Genomic DNA, 17,621 nt, shown 5'->3' with positions numbered 1-17,621 from the left:
GAATTTTGAATTGTTTAAGTATTATTCCTCGTTATCTTTTTTGAGTGTGGGTTTAATTGTGTATTTAGAGGCGAAATCTGCTACTTCACCAGCGCTAACCATAGCTCTGTAAAGTAAAGCACAAACTTCTGCTCTGGTGGCAACTTTTTTACCATTGAGCAATTTTATATTCGGATAGTTGACAACTACTCCATTTTCTGTAATGGCAGCGATGAAATCACGATGTTCATTTCTAATGCTAGAAGCATCGTTGTAAATTGAGAGGATTTTGGTTGTGGAACCGGTGGATTTATAATTTAATCCTTTTGCCAATGTGATCAAAACATCTAGGCGAGAAAGCTTTTGTGTGGGGTTAAAGTTTCTGCTGCCCAGGATGGTGAAAAACCCCATTTCATAGGTTTCGCGGATGGCATCATAAGCCCAATATCGGCTAGAAACATCTCGAAATGCGATCGCTTGCCGGACTTTACTTTTGATAAAGACTTTTTGCAACAGGGCAGCAAATTCAGCGCGTGTTACCGGTGCATTAGGACGAAAAGAACCATCGGGAAAACCGCCGATAATTTCCATTGCTGCCAATTCGGCAATATAATCTTTAGCCCAGTAGTCTTTGGAGATATCTGAAAATGATGTTTGGATATCCTTCGCTACACCTACGGGACGATACTTGCTTAATAATTGACTGAGTTCAAAGTTGGAGTTTTGCCCAATTGCAGTCAACTGTACCAAACTGCCAGGGGCAGCTGTTAAGGCTTTGGCTAAGTTAGAATTAGAAACGCTAATGGATTTACCGACTAAAGCAAAATCACCTTCGCTAAATGATACCGGATACACACCAGTTGACGCAACTTTGGCAAAGCCGGCGGCTTGGTACTGAGTAATATTGATATTGTCAGAACTTTCCAGGAAAGTCACTTTTTGGTTACTAACTTGGGTGAAGTAGTCGTAAGCGGTAGTATCAGTGTCAACAATGCTATCTTCATTGTCATCCACACCATAAAAGACACGAACTACTTGATATTCTCTCGGATTGGCAGATAAAATCAAGTTGACTGCTGTATGACCAGGTAAACACGCAAATTCGGTGTAGCCAATGAAGCGGTTTGTGGTATCATATAATCTGACGACGATGCGATCGCCCAATTTAAATCCCTTCACAAACTTGGCTTTCTGCTTGATTTTGTATCTGTAATCTCCTATAAACCGTTCTTGATAATATTTATTGCCATGTTTACCCTTAATAGAAACACGGGCGATTATTTCCGAAATGTTAGCACCTGGTTGCCAAATAGCTAAAGTAAATCCTGATTTTTCCCTTTTTACAGAACTCGTAGTCACAGTTTCCTGTTTGCTGCGGGTTGTGCTGTCTGTTTCTACATCTTCAGGAGGAGTTTTTTGGGCTAAAAGCGGCTGAATATAATTGCTATGTTGTGATGCGACTGTAGCAAATAAATTTGATACTGCCAAAGTAGGATGTGTTGGCGACAAGACTATTACAGCGACTGAGGCAATAGCTGCTTTCCTAAAATGGGTTAATCTACTTAGAATCATTGTATTTATTTCACGCCGTATCTATTCACCTAGAATGTTCAGTAGGTAATAAGCTTACTTAACTGATTAATGTTTTGATGCTAGGTGAAACTTACAGGTGATAGTGTACGCCATATATAGCTTTTTCCATAATTTTTTGTCAAGATAGCCAGGAGGATTACCATAAAGAAATAATACTTTAGGAATCTTAACTAATGTCGATATCAACCCAGCCGTCACCAACATTTGAAAAACAAGTTTGGATTTGGCGAGATTACAAAATTCAGTACACTGTCATGGGTGTAGGAAAGCCGCTGCTGCTAATTCACGGTTTTGGTGCTTCCATTGGTCACTGGCGCAAAAATATCCCGGTTTTAGCTGATGCTGGTTATCGGGTTTTTGCTGTGGATTTATTGGGTTTTGGTGGTTCTGATAAAGCAGCTATAGATTATAGCATGGAAGTCTGGGCAGAACTATTAAAAGATTTCTGGAATGCACATATTCAAGAACCAACGGTATTGATAGGAAATTCCATTGGCGCACTTTTGAGTTTAATGGTTCTCACCAAATACCCGGAAATTGCGGCTGGGGGTGTGTTAATTAACTCTGCGGGGGGTTTGAGTCACCGTGCCCATGAATTGAACCCAGTTCTACGAGTTGTTATGGGGACTTTTAACAAGTTGGTAGCTAACCCCATAACTGGTAAATTCCTCTTTAACCGCATTCGCCAAAAATCACAGATTCGTCGCACATTGTATCAAGTTTATGGCGATCGCAATGCTGTAACCGATGAACTTGTTGATTTACTTTATACTCCATCCTGTGATCCAGGCGCACAACAAGTTTTTGCTTCTATCCTCACAGCACCTCCCGGGCCTTCCCCAGAAGAGCTATTGCCTAAGTTAGAATGTCCTTTACTAGTAATTTGGGGTGCAAATGATCCCTGGATACCAATTACAGGGGCCAAGATTTACGAAGAGGCGTGTGAAAATGGCAAAGACATCAAAATTGTTCCCATTCCCGGTGCCGGTCATTGTCCCCATGATGAAGTTCCAGGTGTTGTCAATGTTCAGATTATTGATTGGTTAGCGCAAAAAAGATAATTTATTTCTCACCAAGACCCATTGCAAATATTTGCGTCTTGGTGTAGTTAGGGTAAAACACAAAAACCTTCTGGAATTGGTGATGGGCAATAGGTAATTGGTAATTAGAGAAAAAATTATCCATTACTTATAGGGATGATATTTTTTTCAATTTATATATTGACAATATTCTCCTGATATGAGTTGTATGATTGACCTTGACATAAGTCATGAATATGAAGGGACAATTCCCTGTAATTATCATCCAGATTTTTCCGCAGCAGGCTATCAAGTAATTAGAGAATTGGGACGTAACCTAGAAGGAGGACGCATTACTTACTTAGCAAAGGAAATTAACTCTCAAAAAAAAGTAGTAATTAAAGAATTTTGTTGTGCAAATACGACTGCTGACTGGTCGGGAGTGAAAGCTTATGAACGGGAAATTCAAATACTTCAACAACTGAATCATCCCCGCATCCCCCGTTATATAGATTGTTTTGAAAAACCGGGTTTTTTTTGTCTGATACTAGAATATAAAGATGCTCCATCTTTAGGATTAAAACGTAGATTTAACCCGCAAGAAATCAAGAAAATTTCTTTGTCGATTTTAGAAATTTTGGTTTATCTACAACAGCAAGTTTCTCCTATTATTCATCGGGATATAAAACCTGATAATATTTTGGTAGATGAGCATTTAAATGCTTATTTAGTTGATTTTGGTTTAGCAAGGTTACAAAATACCAAGATAGATTTCAGTACTTTAGTTGCAGGTACTCCCGGTTTTATGCCACCAGAAGAACAATGTGGTCATGAGTTAACAGCAGCTTCAGATTTATATAGTTTAGGTGCAACTCTCATTTGCTTATTCACAAATACTCGTTCTGTGGATATCGGTCAATTAATTGATGATAACTATCGCTTTAATTTTCAGAAATTACTTCCCCAGATAAGTTCACAGTTTAGGCTATGGTTAAAGAAAATGGTAGAACCTAACCGCAAGCGTCGTTATGCTAATGCCTCTGTTGCTTTACAAGCACTTGAACCAATTCGAGTAATTGGTTCAAGGAAAAAGAGAGATTATTTAGTTGCCGCAATGCAACCGAAAAAAAATATAATAATATTAGGTTTGGTAACTTTAGCAATAATATTAGCTGTGTTGGCAATAACTTTGATAGTTTCTCAACCTGGTGATGCTGCTAATTCAATAGAAATACAAAATTTTACTAATGTAGAAGAACCAAGTAGGAGTAATTAGTTGCCAACGACATAGCATTTCCTAGTCTAATGAAGTACAAAATTATCTGCGTACCCTGCGGGAAGCAAGCTATATCTGCGTCCATCTGCGTTTAATCTTTGAATAGTTGCTTCCACTTCCTCGCGAATTTTTAAACGTGGACTTACAAAATCTACCATTTGGGAGATGATATCTAAACCATCTTCACCTCTTAACCAACCTTGTAAATTATTTTTTTCAGGATCATAGATATAATATTCTTCTACCCCATAACGGTCATAGAAAAGTAATTTTTTCTCCATTTCCGTTTTCGTGTTAATAGGAGAAAGAATTTCAAACACGATTTGGGGAGGGATACCCGCTTCTTTCCATTGCATATAGGAAAGTCTATCGCCTTTTGGTCTACCCAAAACAACCAAGACATCAGGAGCGTTAACGATGGTATTTTTTCCCTCAACGGGATACCAAAATCAATCTCCCGCAACAAACACATTTGGGTCATCAGCAAACAGCCAATCTAAATTTTGCTGAATTTCTACAAGAATGCGAAACTGAATCGTATTATTAATCAGGATAAATGACTTCTGGCTGGGCTGGTGCGGTAATTTGCGAAACCATAACTCTATCCTCAGCAAGATTTTCTGTAATTATCTAGCAAATTTAGGAAATATTAGGGACATACTTTTGTAGCATAACCTGAATAAAAATAGTATTATGAAGAACTGTTTCACTGTGCAACATTCCTTCAGCCTGTCAATATGTCAGAAAACCTAGCAGCATCTTTAAACGGTAGTCTTCCGTATCCAAACAACAGCCAGAATACTATTCGCATTCGCGGTGCTAGGCAGCATAATCTGAAAAATATTGATTTGGAGTTGCCACGCGATCGCTTGATTGTCTTTACAGGCGTTTCTGGTTCGGGTAAATCTTCTTTGGCGTTTGATACCATTTTCGCCGAAGGACAGCGGCGTTATGTGGAATCTCTGAGCGCCTATGCCAGACAATTTTTGGGTCAGTTGGATAAACCGGATGTGGAAGCAATTGAAGGTTTAAGTCCGGCAATTTCCATTGACCAAAAATCAACTTCCCATAATCCTCGTTCTACCGTGGGGACGGTGACGGAAATTTATGATTATCTGCGATTGTTGTTTGGTCGGGCTGGTGAACCTCATTGTCCCATGTGCGATCGCTGTATTGCTCCCCAAACCATTGACCAGATGTGCGATCGGATCATGGAATTGAGCGATCGCACCCGGTTCCAAATTCTCGCTCCTGTCGTCCGAGGTAAAAAGGGGACTCACCGCAAACTTTTATCTGGTTTATCGTCCCAAGGATTTACGCGCGTGAGGGTAAATGGAGAGGTTCGAGAGCTATCAGATTCCATCGAATTAGATAAAAATATCACACATACTATAGAACTGGTTATTGACCGTTTAGTTAAAAAAGCTGGAATTCAAGAGCGTTTAGTCGATTCTCTTTCTACTTGTCTTAAGCAATCTCACGGTATTGCTATAATTGAAGTATTAAATGACACAGTTAATAAGGCAGCGCTAGAGCGGTCTGATAGTAAGTATATAGCAACCCCAGGAGAAAATCAAGGTATTTCCGAACAAGAATCACCTGTAGAAATGGTGTTTTCAGAAAACTTTGCTTGTCCAGAACATGGTGCGGTAATGGAAGAATTATCACCACGTTTGTTTTCTTTTAATTCACCTTATGGTGCTTGTCCCCATTGTCACGGTATTGGCACCTTAAAAAGATTTTCCCAGGAATTGGTCGTACCTAACCCAGATGCGCCCATGTATGCGGCAATTGCCCCTTGGTCAGAAAAGGAAAACTCCTATTATTTGGAGTTGCTTTATAGTCTGGGACAAACTTATGGGTTTGAGTTGCAGACACAATGGGGTAAGTTGACACCGGAACAGCAAAAAATTGTCTTGTATGGGGAAGAAGACAAGAAAACCCCAGAAGGGAAAAAGCAGATTTTCAAAGGTGTAATTCCCATTTTGCAACGCCAATATGAAGGCGGAACCGAGTTAGTTAAGCAGAAGTTAGAAGAATATTTAATTGACCAACCTTGTGAAGTGTGTGGAGGAAAAAGATTAAAACCCGAAGCCTTAGCAGTGAAGTTAGGACAATTTGGAATTTTAGATTTAACCAGCGTTTCCATTCGGCAATGTCGAGAAAGAGTAGAAAATTTAGAATTGAGTCCGCGCCAAACGCAAATTGCTGATTTAGTTCTCCGAGAAGTTAAAGCCAGATTACAATTTTTATTAGATGTCGGCTTAGATTATCTCACCTTAGATCGTCCCGCCATGACATTATCAGGCGGAGAAGCTCAACGCATTCGTCTCGCCACACAAATCGGTTCGGGACTAACAGGAGTTCTTTACGTTTTAGACGAACCCAGCATTGGTTTACATCAAAGAGATAACGGCAGATTGCTGAAAACATTAACCAAATTACGCGATTTAGGAAATACATTAATAGTCGTTGAACATGACGAAGAAACTATTCGCGCAGCTAACTATATAGTTGATATCGGTCCTGGTGCTGGAATTCATGGGGGAAATATTATTTCTCAAGGGAGTTTAGAGAACTTACTCAATGCCGAAGATTCTTTAACCGGTGCTTACTTATCAGGAAGAAGAGTCATAAATACCCCAGCAGAACGAAGGGAAGGAAACGGACGGACTTTAACTATTAGAAATGCTCGTCGCAACAACTTACAAAATATCGATGTCGAAATTCCCTTAGGGAAACTTGTCTCTGTTACTGGTGTTTCTGGTTCGGGAAAATCTACCTTAATTAACGAATTACTTTATCCAGCATTACAACATCATTTACTGAAAAAAGCTCCTTTACCTAAAGATATCGATGAAATCAAAGGTTTAAACTCCGTTGATAAAGCGATCGTTATCGACCAATCACCCATTGGCAGAACTCCCCGCTCTAACCCCGCAACTTACACAGGTGTGTTCGATATCATCCGCGATGTCTTTTCCCAAACTATCGAAGCCAAAACCAGAGGTTATAAACCTGGACAATTTTCTTTCAACGTTAAAGGTGGACGTTGCGAAGCTTGTAGCGGACAAGGTGTGAATGTCATTGAAATGAACTTTCTCCCTGACGTTTATGTGCAGTGTGAAATTTGTAAAGGTGCGAGATATAACCGGGAAACCTTACAAGTTAAATATAAGGATAAATCAATTTCTGATGTTTTGAATATGACGGTTGAAGAAGCATTAGAATTTTGTCAAAACATTCCCAAAGCAGTGACGAGATTACAAACTTTAGTTGATGTTGGTTTAGGTTATGTGCAGTTAGGACAACCAGCCACAACATTATCGGGTGGAGAAGCCCAACGGGTGAAATTAGCAACAGAATTATCTCGACGTGCCACAGGGAAGACTTTATATTTAATAGATGAACCAACCACAGGTTTATCTTTTTATGATGTCCACAAATTATTAGATGTTTTACAAAGATTGGTGGATAAAGGAAATTCGATTTTAGTAATTGAACATAATTTAGATGTGATTCGTTGTTCTGACTGGGTAATAGATTTGGGGCCAGAAGGTGGAGATAAGGGAGGAGAAATAATCGCAGTAGGAACGCCAGAAGATGTGGCGAAGAATCAGCGATCATATACTGGGCAATATTTACAGCAGGTGTTGAAGCAATATCCGGCAGTTGTTTGAATGATCTCGTTCCCAGTCTCCAGACTGGGAATGCCTTCTTTGAGGTTCTACCTCCTGTATTTTAGAGGCAGAGCCTCTAGATATGCATTCCCACGCAGAGCATGGGAACGAGTGAAATTTTGATTAAGATAATGTTGAAGATTTTTATGTCTCACGCAAAGGCGCAAAGGCGCAAACGAAGAAAGAAGTTAATTTATAATATAAATGCTCGGTGAAAGAGTGGCAGACTATGGAAGAATTATTGACTTTAAAGGAATTGTTGCATGAGGGGAAGATTTCAGAAGCTTTGGAATTGGTAGAAGAGTTGGAGGAAATGAGTAAGTCGGATAAATTAAATAAGATTTTTAGTTATGGGATGATTGTTTTATTGCACTTGATTAAACAAGCGGCTGAAAAACGTTCTACTAGGTCTTGGGAAACTTCTATTTTTAATTCTGTTAAGCAAATTCAACGCACTAATCAACGCCCAAAGGCTAAGGGTTGTTATTTGACGGAAGATGAGTTATTGGAAACTTTGCAAGATGCTTATGAGTCGGCTTTGAGAAAAGCGGCTTTGGAGGCTTTTGAAGGGAGATATGCAGCAGATGAATTGGGGAATTTAGTAAATCAGGATGAGGTGATTCGGGAAGCTATGGTTTTGATTTTGGGAGGAGAGAATTAATTTTATTTCGCGCAAAGAAAAAAGCGTAGGGATTTTGCAAAAAGTGATTTTTTACAGGTTGCGTGTTAGGCTGATATGGATACGCACTATACTGTAAGCATCTCTTAGGAAATTACCAAAAAATGAATATGCGTGATTTATTCCCTGGCTATTATCAACCCACAGAGGAAGAGTTTGCTGAACTATGGGAAAAATGTATTTTTTCATTCGATACAAATGTTTTATTACATATTTATCGTTACTCTCCTAAAACAAGAGAAAGATTGTTTGATATTCTCCAAAAGTTTCAGGAAAGAATCTGGATTCCACATCAGGTAGCTTACGAGATTCATAAGAATCGCTTAACCGTAATATCTGATCAGTCAGGAGCTTACAAAGAAATTCAAACTATCTTGGATAAAAATCTAGCTATAGGAGCATTAAAAGATCCGCTATTCAAGAATTTTAAAAGACATCCTTTTATTGATGTAAATAAAATTATAGAAGATATTGAACTAGTGATTAAAAAAATTGAAGATGATTTACAAGTTAAGAAGCAAGCACATCCAAATTATCTTGAAAGTGATGATCTATGGGATAAATTAATAGCCATTATAAATGGCAAGATTGGTCAACCATATATTAAAGACAAATTAAAAGAAATTCATAAAGATGCTGAACAAAGATTTAAAGATTCAGTACCTCCAGGATATGAAGATGCTAAAGAAAAACCAGCACCTGATAAATATGGTGATGTTGTGATTTGGCGACAATTGATTGATTATGCCAAATCTGAGAAAAAATCTCTAATCTTTGTGACAGATGATAACAAACAAGACTGGTGGCTAAAACATGATAGAAAAACTGTCAGCCCAAGACCGGAGTTAGTAGAAGAAATGCGAACTGAAGCTGGCGTTAGATTTTATATGTATTCAGCTGATAGATTTTTAGATTACGCTCAGAAATTTCTAAATCTTTCAGAACAGCCAGAAGTAATTGAGGAAGCTAGAGAAATTAGGGGACAGGATTTAGAATCGAAACCATTACTTACAGAACAAAACTTGTCTACTAAAGAAGAACTAAAAAAAGAACTGCAAATAGTAAAAGAAGATCAAGCTTTACTTCAAATCAAACTAAAAAAATTACAGTTTCCTTTTCATAAATCTATTTTTGGCAAAATGGAAGAGTATGACATTGAAGAAAAACTCATAAATTTGCAAAGAGCGCAACGTCTTGCTGAAGAAAAACTAGCGGCATTAGAGTAAAGTAAGCAAGCCAAAAATTTAAAATTCTGATTTTTGGCTTTGGACAGTATTGTTTACAATTTTTCTTCTTCCTCTCTTTCTTCGCGCCCTATGCCTACGGCACACTCCGTGAACGCGTCTTCGTGGTTCAATCACCACCCACCCCCAAGACCAACGCAAAATCACTCCCACTTTCCTATCCCAAGTATCAATATGCTCATCAATCAAACCCTCATTATTCTCTCGTCACTTCTACCTCACCATTAATCACCATCTCACTCATTCTGGTAAAAACTCAGCATCTAATATTTGTGTAATTGAATAATTACAACTTTCTGGGAAGGTTTCATAAACTAAATTGGTCTCTTTAACAGCTAAGTTAATCCCATCTTCATAACTTAATTGAAAAGCTTCTTCTAAATAAGATTTTAAACTCGGACTATCTGCTAATAGTCGCATTACTTGACTGCGTTGTTCTCGGATAGTTGCTAACCAACTATTACTGCGTTTGTCTGGTTGATACTGCCATTTAAGTAAATGCGCCAATAACAATCCTAAACGGTTAACTAACTCCCTTCGTTCTTGTCTTCCCAAAGCTTCTATCTCCTCAATTAAGTTTAGCTTATCTACTGTTTCCCATTTTTCCTCTCGTAGTAATTGTGCTTGTTCTTTTGTCCACCCGTAAAAGTCAGAATTGTAGAGTGTATTCATTGGTTTTATCCTGAGCGTTATTCATCAATTTTACAATCTTTGCATTTTGTTCGTCTATGGGTGAAACTAAGCCCCCTTCCTAAAAAACTGCCTTAAAATCTCCCCCGGTTCCCTATCCCAAGTATCAATATGCTCATAAATCAAACCCTCATCATTCAACTTATAAGTCGAATAGCCATTAAAAAACAAACGCGCTTTCCAAGGAACCCGCAAAACCCCGCGCACAGTCCACTTTGCTAAAATCGTATCTTCCTCAGACTGAGAAACATCATGTAAATCAAAAGCAATTTCCGTAAAAAATAACTGCGCGTGAAACCGCAAAGTCCAAAAAATAATCCGATAATTAAACTTACCCTTAAATTTATTTACCGGGTCACGAAAAAAGATATCTTGTGTATAGATATCATAAGAAATATCTGACTCAAACAATGTCGGTAAATCCTGTTTGAGAGTTGTAATTATCCTTTCAATTTGAAATTTCACCACTGATTCTATACCTTAAGAATTTTTCTAGACACCACAGATTTATACTTTACTCATTTACACCATAACTTTTAATAGATGTTTTTCTAAAAAATGCTCTGTATAATCGCTTTGGCTAACAATTTCAGTAATTTAGTTAAATTCTATGTCTATTATCGAAAATTCTTGGACACACGCCTATATAACCACCAACGGCATCAAACTGCACTACGTTACTCAAGGGGAAGGCCCCTTAATGTTAATGCTACATGGTTTTCCTGAGTTTTGGTATTCTTGGCGACATCAAATTCCCGAATTTTCTCAAAATTATCAAGTTGTTGCTGTTGATTTACGTGGCTATAACGACAGCGATAAACCCCAAGCAAAATCAGCTTATGTCATGGATGAATTTGTCAAAGACATTGAGGGAGTAATTCGGGGATTAGGATACGAAAGTTGTATTTTAGTTGCTCACGATTGGGGTGGTGCGATCGCTTGGAATTTTGCCTACGCTCACTCAGATATGGTAGAAAAATTAATTATACTCAACCTCCCCCATCCCGCCAAATTTTCCCAAGGCTTAAGTACACCCCAGCAACTATTACGCAGCTACTACATTTTCCTATTTCAATTCCCTTTGATTCCCGAACTACTCCTTCAAGCCTCAGACTATGAAGCCATAGCCAAAGCTATTCAAGGTACAGCTTTCAATAAAAATGCCTTCACAACAGCAGATATTGAAGCTTATAAAGATGCTGCTGCTAAACGTGGCGCACTCACAGCGATGTTGAACTATTATCGCAATCTGTTTTCTCAGTTAAAACCACATAAAAATTGGACTATTCTCGAAGTTCCCACTTTGATGATTTGGGGAGAACATGACACCGCACTGGGTAAAGAACTAACCTATGGAACAGAAGAATATGTCAGGAATTTACAAATCAAATATATTCCTAATTCTGGTCATTGGGTACAGCAAGAACAGCCAGAATTAGTGACAGAGTATATGCAAGAATTTCTGCGGCAAAAAAATAGTACTAACTCTTAAATAAAAAAGCTTTTTCATAGGATAAAATACTCATTTACTACTCAAGCTAAACTATGCTATGTAAATCAACTTCAAAATATTTAACACTAAATTTAATAGAGGTAATTTACCTAAAATCAGGAATTAAACATAGCTCAAACCTAAGCACCATAATAGTTTTAGCCTTAATAGCCAATTTGTGAAACATCACATCTATATTGTGAAGTAAATCAGCATCCCTCAGCCATTTAGTGAGATAATAAAGTAGTGAGGGAAAGAACGGATGCTACTCCATACCAAAAGGGGGAAAAAATTATGAAACGCCAGCTATTAGCAGTTATAGCCTTAGTCGCTCCCCTATTTTTAGCTAACTCAGTTCAAGCTGGGAATACGCAAGATTTACAGAAGCTATTGTCAACTAGGGAATGCATCAAGTGCAATTTATCAGGAGTAAATCTCAGTGGCGCTCATTTAATTGGTGCAGATTTACGAGGAGCAAATCTCCAAGGAGCTAACTTAACAGACGCTAACCTTGAAGGTGCTGACCTGACTGGAGCAAATTTAGCCGGTGCTAATTTAACATCAGCTTTTGTCACTAACGTGAATTTGAAGCAAGCCAATCTCAATGGTGTAAATCTCACCAGTGCGACTATCAATGATTCCAACGTCTATCAAGCATCAATGAATAACTTAACCATCACTGATGCTGAAATATATAACACTGGCATCGGTATTGGTGGAGAAGACGCTGTAATTCCTGACTGGGATTAACAGTTATCAGTTTCCTGACAGGATTTAAGTTCTGCACCATATGCTTGATAAGCATTCACAGAGTCAAAACTCAATCATATTTTCCAGGTTCTGCTTCCTGGTAGCTAGTACAACGTAGCGGAAATAAAGCTACCATTAAAAATTCCTAAAAAGCTTGTGTAATCTGCTTTTTTAATTTTTAATTCCCAGAAAGCGGTACTAGCTGCTATAGCAATCATCACTACTAAAAAAACCTCTGCTTGATAGTTATAAAAGCAGAGGTTTTCTAATATCAAGGGTGATGAAAATGAGGTCAGAGATTCAAATTACCAATCACCTCAAGTGATCACATTTTAAGTTAATGCCTGAGCAACAACTTCGGAAAGTAACTTATTAGCGGCTTGCTTCAATAAATCCACCTTGTCAGTACGTTCCCAAGGTAAATCCAAATCACTACGTCCCAAGTGACCATAAGCTGCGATGTCCTGATAAAAACGTCCGCCTCTTTCACTTGGTAAGTTGCGTAAATTGAAAGCATGGATAATGCCTGCTGGACGCAGTTCAAAGTTGTCTTTGACTAATGCCAACAAGATGTCATCATCCACTTTGCCTGTACCAAAGGTATCCACAAAAATGCTGACCGGTCGCGCTACACCAATGGCATAACTTAACTGGACTTCACATTTTTCTGCTAACCCAGCAGCCACAATATTTTTCGCCGCATAGCGAGCAGCATAAGCAGCGGAACGGTCTACCTTCGTGGGGTCTTTACCAGAAAAAGCACCACCACCATGTCGTGAATAACCACCATAGGTATCGACAATGATTTTTCGTCCAGTCAGACCAGAATCACCTTGTGGTCCACCGATGACAAATTTACCTGTAGGGTTAACGAGAAAACGTGTACCCTGATCTGGCTTAACGTCAATATCACCAAACACAGGTTCCACAACTGCTGTCCACAGGTCTTCTTTAATCTTGGCTTGTACCCCTGCCTCATCCGTAATATCCCCAATATTAGGTGTATGCTGGGTAGAAATCAAGATTGTGTCTATACCTACGGGTTTTCCATCTTCATAGACTACGGTAACTTGGGTTTTTCCGTCAGGACGCAGGTATGGTAAATCACCTGTTTTTCTCACTGCTGCCAATCTCCGGGCAATGCGGTGAGCTAAACTAATAGGCAAGGGCATCAATTCTGGTGTTTCGTTGCAAGCAAAACCAAACATGATACCTTGATCACCAGCGCCGATTTTGTCGAATAGTTCTTCACTATCCTCAGTGCGGGTTTCTTGAGCAGTATTTACACCTTGAGCGATATCAGGAGACTGTTCATCTAAAGCTACCAAGACACTGGCGCTATTAGCAGAAAAGCCGTTGACTGCATCAGTGTAGCCAATTTCCGCGATCTTCTTCCGAGCTAAATTGACAAAATTGACATTGGCTTTGGTAGTAATTTCTCCAGTAATTAGTACTAAGCCCGTATTAACAACCACTTCGGCTGCAACCCGGCTACTGGGGTCTTGTGTTAATAAAGCATCCAGAATAGTATCGGAAATTTGATCACAGATTTTATCTGGATGGCCTTCGGTGACTGACTCGGAGGTAAATAGATAGCGTCGAGACAAAGGAAATTCCTCCTTAACTAATTTTGCTCACTGACTAAAGAATGAGTATTTAGTTCAGCTACTAATTTATGAAATAATAACAATATTTACACACTTACTGATAAAGTTTCGCTGTTCATCTGCAAACTCATGATCTCAGGTTCGCTTAATTACTTATAAAAAGAAAGTTCCGTGTTATCGCGTCCGCCCTGATTATAAGTCTTTAAGCAAACACGATAAGAGGTTACACAAAAAAAGGGGGTACACCCAGTAGATGTCCCCCTTTTTCGTTCACAAACATTGCTTGCTTTAGACTTGAACCGCTAACTTTGCTTCTTTAGCTGTCAATCGCTCATAAGCAGCACGCATTTTCAAACCTGTCAGCACTTGGAATAAACCAGTACCGTTGTTGGAACCAGGATATTCGCGGTGTTGGAGTAACAAGTGAGTCATCTCACCTTGGTAGGTGGTGGATGTATTGCTCAAATGAGTTTCGATGTAAATTACTTCTTCTAAATTGTCAAATTGACCGTCTACTTCTAACACGGTAACGTAACGACCGTAGTAAACATCGGAACCGTAGTATAGTTGCATTCCAGGGTAGGAACAAGTCAGTTTCCGTCCACAGGGGGTCCACTGAATTGTTGAACCTTCATCAAAGAGGTAGGTTGGCTCAAAGCCTTCCTTACCTTCTCTTTGCAGCATACGTACGCGTAAAACTTTGCGCTCGGTATCGTTTTTGATCAAGTTTGTCGGCAGTACTTGCAAAACCACATCGGCAAATTCTCTTTGTGGTTCGATAAACTTTTCAAAGTCCGGTTTACGAGAGTTAATTTGTGCGAGAACATCTTCGTAGCGATGGCCTCGTTCTGCCATATCGCGTTGAATCTTCCAGGCAATTTTCACTTCATCGCTGATGTCAAAATAGACACTGAAGTCGAGAAGCGATCGCACGCGCTCATCATATAAAGGATGTAACCCCTCCACTACTATGATGTGGTTTGGCTCAATCCGTTCTGGAGGATCGATCATGCCGGTTTCGTGGTTGTAAATCGGCTTATCAATCGCTTGACCTTCTTTGAGCGCTTTAATTTGCTCATACATGAGGTCAAAATTGTTCGCCCTGGGGTCAAGTGCAGTTATCCCCGTTTCTTTGCGTTGTTTACGATCCAGACAATGATAGTCATCCAAACAGATAACTGTCATGAAATCTTCACCAAATAAATCGATTAACCGACGCAAAAACGTAGATTTACCGCACCCGGAGTCTCCTGCTACTCCTATCAGTACCACGCGTTCCGGCTTACTTGTCATAAATCTCCTCTAAATACTAAAAAAGATGTGTCAATCAATATTTTTTTTTCACACAGCAGATTTTTTTTGAATCCAGGAGTTTACCCCAATGGTGTGATCCTGCGTTCTTGCTATCCAGCACGGGAATAGCATACCAGACTAGTAAGCAACACAGTTATCTTTGTTACTTGTTAAACTATCCTGATATCTTGGCTGGTAAGTATTTAATCTTAGTGATATATTAGATTTTAACAGAAAGATGCATTTTGTAACAAGATTTGCTGTCAGGAATAATATTTTAGTGTACCAATCAAATTTTTGACTTCTTGAGTTATTCATAGCTCTAAACTTAGATATTAAGCTAATTTTGTCAATAAGTAAAAATACTTAAAAATTGACTAACTGTAGAATCTCTATCTTTTGAGGTGTGGGCATTTACTGATCGAAACAATCAGGTCTAAAACCGGACTTCGTCCCAAGTTTTTGGAGCGGGGTATAAATAATCCCGGTTACAAAAACCGCCTCCTGCCCCCTGCCTTCGTTAATGGACTAGATCCCGTTCTTGGTCAAATCAACCTACGGATAGAGGTTGACATATTTTTCACATCACGTAAAACTTGTTATGTTGGTTAGTCATAACATCTGTTGTTGCAGTGAACTAACTTCCCAAAAGAAGTATATAGTTCACGAAAAAAAGATTAAATTGATTCACTATTAACATTCTGTCCAAGGCTTATCCTCTACTTTAGAAGGTGAGCAGGTGTGTTCTTTACCATACCTATATGTCTTGGCCGAGTGTACTTAGCAAGGCATCATGACAATGATGCCGTTTTCCCAGACGGCCAGTTTTGTGCAACGAAAATCCGGTAAACTAAAGCTGGCATAGGATGGGAATGATTTTTTTGATAAACGGTTAAGTAAATATCGGAGTGGTAGAAAGAATGTACAATCAAGGTGCTGTTGAGGGTGCTGCCAGTATAGAATCAGGTAGCCGCGTCTTCGTTTACGAAGTGGTTGGTCTGCGTCAGAACGAAGAAACTGATCAAACAAACTACCCAATTCGTAAAAGTGGCAGTGTGTTCATCAGAGTGCCTTACAACCGCATGAATCAAGAAATGCGACGGATCACTCGTCTAGGCGGCAAAATTGTTAGTATTCACCCTATAACAGTTCTAGAACCAGTTAATGGTAAAGCTGCTGTGGAAAGTGCTAACAGCGAATTCAGCGAGTTAGTTACACCAGTGAGCGCTAACAGCGAAGTCAGCGAGTTAGTCACGCCAGTGAATGCTAACAGTGAGGAAAATGGTAAAGCCACACCTGTGAATACGAATAGTGAAGTCAAAGGCTTCGCTAAATCACCTGCTAAGGAAAAAAAAGGCAACACCATGACTCAAGGGAAAGCCAAACACGCTGATGTTCCTGTAAACACTTACCGTCCTAACGCTCCGTTTATTGGTAAGTGTATCTCCAATGAACCTTTAGTTAAAGAAGACGGCATTGGTATTGTTCAGCACCTGAAGTTTGACCTTTCTACTGGTAATTTAAAGTATATCGAAGGTCAAAGTATTGGTATTATTCCCCCAGGTGTTGACAAAAACGGTAAGCCTGAAAAACTCAGACTTTACTCGATTGCTTCAACTCGTCATGGCGATGATGTAGATGATAAAACAATCTCACTATGTGTTCGCCAATTAGAGTACAAACACCCAGAAAGTGGTGAAACAATCTATGGTGTTTGCTCTACTTATCTGACTCAGCTTAAACCAGGTGATGATGTAAAAATCACAGGGCCTGTAGGTAAAGAAATGTTGTTACCTGAAGATCCTGAAGCTAATGTAATCATGTTAGCAACAGGAACAGGTATCGCTCCTATGCGGGCTTATCTGTGGCGGATGTTTAAGGATAATGAAAGAGCAGCTAATCCAGAATACCAATTTAAGGGATTCTCTTGGTTGTTGTTTGGAGTACCCACATCTCCCAACATTCTTTACAAGGAAGAACTGGAAGAAATGCAACAAAAGTATCCAGAAAACTTCCGCCTCACCTATGCTATCAGCCGGGAACAGAAAAACCCCGCAGGTGGCAGAATGTATATCCAAGACCGTGTAGCAGAACACGCTGATGAACTGTGGCAATTGATTAAAAATGAAAAGACCCACACTTACATCTGCGGTTTACGCGGTATGGAAGATGGTATTGATGCAGCTTTGACTGCTGCTGCTGCTAAGGAAGGTGTGACTTGGAGTAGTTACCAGAAGGATCTCAAGAAAGCACACCGCTGGCACGTAGAAACATACTAAGTACTGAGTATCAAGTACCGAGTGCTGAGTTTTCAATTCT

15 protein-coding genes are annotated in these 17,621 nt (G+C 39.2%); 8 read left to right on the top strand and 7 right to left on the bottom strand.

Translation table 11 applies throughout. The features are described from left to right. Positions 1-21 precede the first annotated feature (21 nt). On the bottom strand, positions 22-1,551 hold the full coding sequence (locus H6G59_RS02895; protein WP_190711667.1) for an S-layer homology domain-containing protein: 1,530 nt from the start codon (positions 1,549-1,551) through the stop codon (positions 22-24). A gap of 194 nt (positions 1,552-1,745) precedes the next feature. On the opposite strand from H6G59_RS02895, the gene H6G59_RS02890 reads away from it, so the two are divergent. Further along, entirely contained in the window at positions 1,746-2,633 is an 888-nt protein-coding gene (locus tag H6G59_RS02890; RefSeq protein WP_190711666.1) for an alpha/beta fold hydrolase, read from the top strand. A gap of 190 nt (positions 2,634-2,823) precedes the next feature. Further along, complete coding sequence (locus H6G59_RS02885; protein WP_339327922.1) at positions 2,824-3,867, top strand: serine/threonine protein kinase; 1,044 nt, start codon at positions 2,824-2,826, stop codon at positions 3,865-3,867. Between the two features lie 26 nt (positions 3,868-3,893). Here H6G59_RS02885 and H6G59_RS27215 read toward each other — a convergent pair whose 3' ends face one another. Then, entirely contained in the window at positions 3,894-4,223 is a 330-nt protein-coding gene (locus H6G59_RS27215) for a Uma2 family endonuclease (RefSeq protein ID WP_242038764.1), read from the bottom strand. A 93-nt stretch (positions 4,224-4,316) separates the two neighbouring features. Next, a complete protein-coding gene (locus H6G59_RS27210; protein ID WP_242038763.1) occupies positions 4,317-4,481 on the bottom strand; it encodes a hypothetical protein in 165 nt (54 codons plus the stop codon). Positions 4,482-4,604: 123 nt separating this feature from the next. Between H6G59_RS27210 and uvrA the strand changes: the two genes are divergently transcribed. From uvrA to H6G59_RS02865, 3 genes are all read left to right on the top strand, one after another. Next, positions 4,605-7,547 carry an excinuclease ABC subunit UvrA gene (uvrA, locus tag H6G59_RS02875; RefSeq protein ID WP_190711664.1) on the top strand — a complete coding sequence of 981 codons (2,943 nt, stop codon included), beginning with the start codon at positions 4,605-4,607 and terminating at the stop codon, positions 7,545-7,547. Positions 7,548-7,776: 229 nt separating this feature from the next. Then, positions 7,777-8,208 carry a DUF29 family protein gene (locus H6G59_RS02870; protein WP_190711663.1) on the top strand — a complete coding sequence of 144 codons (432 nt, stop codon included), beginning with the start codon at positions 7,777-7,779 and terminating at the stop codon, positions 8,206-8,208. A gap of 122 nt (positions 8,209-8,330) precedes the next feature. Further along, positions 8,331-9,452: a PIN domain-containing protein gene (locus H6G59_RS02865; RefSeq protein WP_242038762.1), complete on the top strand. Its 1,122-nt coding sequence runs from the start codon at positions 8,331-8,333 to the stop codon at positions 9,450-9,452. Between the two features lie 258 nt (positions 9,453-9,710). Here the strand turns inward: H6G59_RS02865 and H6G59_RS02860 are convergent, their stop codons facing one another. Beyond that, a complete protein-coding gene (locus H6G59_RS02860; protein ID WP_190711662.1) occupies positions 9,711-10,142 on the bottom strand; it encodes a DUF29 domain-containing protein in 432 nt (143 codons plus the stop codon). A gap of 66 nt (positions 10,143-10,208) precedes the next feature. Beyond that, positions 10,209-10,625, bottom strand: a complete 417-nt coding sequence (locus H6G59_RS02855) for a C6orf136 family protein (protein ID WP_339327921.1) — start codon at positions 10,623-10,625, stop codon at positions 10,209-10,211. A gap of 145 nt (positions 10,626-10,770) precedes the next feature. Between H6G59_RS02855 and H6G59_RS02850 the strand changes: the two genes are divergently transcribed. Together H6G59_RS02850 and H6G59_RS02845 are read left to right on the top strand one after the other, a co-directional pair. Further along, a complete protein-coding gene (locus H6G59_RS02850; RefSeq protein ID WP_190711660.1) occupies positions 10,771-11,652 on the top strand; it encodes an alpha/beta fold hydrolase in 882 nt (293 codons plus the stop codon). Positions 11,653-11,946: 294 nt separating this feature from the next. Beyond that, a complete protein-coding gene (locus H6G59_RS02845; RefSeq protein ID WP_190711659.1) occupies positions 11,947-12,402 on the top strand; it encodes a pentapeptide repeat-containing protein in 456 nt (151 codons plus the stop codon). Between the two features lie 332 nt (positions 12,403-12,734). On the opposite strand, the gene metK is transcribed toward H6G59_RS02845, so the two are convergent. Together metK and H6G59_RS02835 are read right to left on the bottom strand one after the other, a co-directional pair. Further along, positions 12,735-14,009: a methionine adenosyltransferase gene (gene metK / locus H6G59_RS02840; protein WP_190711658.1), complete on the bottom strand. Its 1,275-nt coding sequence runs from the start codon at positions 14,007-14,009 to the stop codon at positions 12,735-12,737. A 288-nt stretch (positions 14,010-14,297) separates the two neighbouring features. Next, a complete protein-coding gene (locus H6G59_RS02835; protein WP_190711657.1) occupies positions 14,298-15,302 on the bottom strand; it encodes a phosphoribulokinase in 1,005 nt (334 codons plus the stop codon). Positions 15,303-16,222: 920 nt separating this feature from the next. Here H6G59_RS02835 and petH point away from each other — a divergent pair. Then, positions 16,223-17,581 (top strand): ferredoxin--NADP reductase, encoded by a 1,359-nt coding sequence (gene petH, locus H6G59_RS02830; protein ID WP_190711656.1) that lies wholly within the window; start codon positions 16,223-16,225, stop codon positions 17,579-17,581. The last annotated feature ends 40 nt before the right edge of the window (positions 17,582-17,621 follow it).

It is taken from the genome of Anabaena lutea FACHB-196 (assembly GCF_014698305.1).
GTDB lineage: Bacteria > Cyanobacteriota > Cyanobacteriia > Cyanobacteriales > Nostocaceae > Anabaena > Anabaena lutea.
The sequence above is the reverse complement of the archived record's forward strand: the minus strand, read 5'-3'. Positions and strand labels throughout refer to the sequence as shown.

Excerpts from the sequence above, each read along its gene's own strand:
- H6G59_RS02870 (WP_190711663.1), top strand. The coding sequence starts at position 7,777 with ATGGAAGAATTATTGACTTTAAAGGAATTGTTGCATGAGGGGAAGATT.
- H6G59_RS02860 (WP_190711662.1), bottom strand. The coding sequence starts at position 10,142 with ATGAATACACTCTACAATTCTGACTTTTACGGGTGGACAAAAGAACAA.
- uvrA (WP_190711664.1), top strand. The coding sequence starts at position 4,605 with ATGTCAGAAAACCTAGCAGCATCTTTAAACGGTAGTCTTCCGTATCCA.
- H6G59_RS02845 (WP_190711659.1), top strand. The coding sequence starts at position 11,947 with ATGAAACGCCAGCTATTAGCAGTTATAGCCTTAGTCGCTCCCCTATTT.
- petH (WP_190711656.1), top strand. The coding sequence starts at position 16,223 with ATGTACAATCAAGGTGCTGTTGAGGGTGCTGCCAGTATAGAATCAGGT.
- H6G59_RS02850 (WP_190711660.1), top strand. The coding sequence starts at position 10,771 with ATGTCTATTATCGAAAATTCTTGGACACACGCCTATATAACCACCAAC.
- H6G59_RS02895 (WP_190711667.1), bottom strand. The coding sequence starts at position 1,551 with ATGATTCTAAGTAGATTAACCCATTTTAGGAAAGCAGCTATTGCCTCA.
- H6G59_RS02835 (WP_190711657.1), bottom strand. The coding sequence starts at position 15,302 with ATGACAAGTAAGCCGGAACGCGTGGTACTGATAGGAGTAGCAGGAGAC.
- H6G59_RS02890 (WP_190711666.1), top strand. The coding sequence starts at position 1,746 with ATGTCGATATCAACCCAGCCGTCACCAACATTTGAAAAACAAGTTTGG.
- H6G59_RS27215 (WP_242038764.1), bottom strand. The coding sequence starts at position 4,223 with ATGCAATGGAAAGAAGCGGGTATCCCTCCCCAAATCGTGTTTGAAATT.
- H6G59_RS02865 (WP_242038762.1), top strand. The coding sequence starts at position 8,331 with ATGAATATGCGTGATTTATTCCCTGGCTATTATCAACCCACAGAGGAA.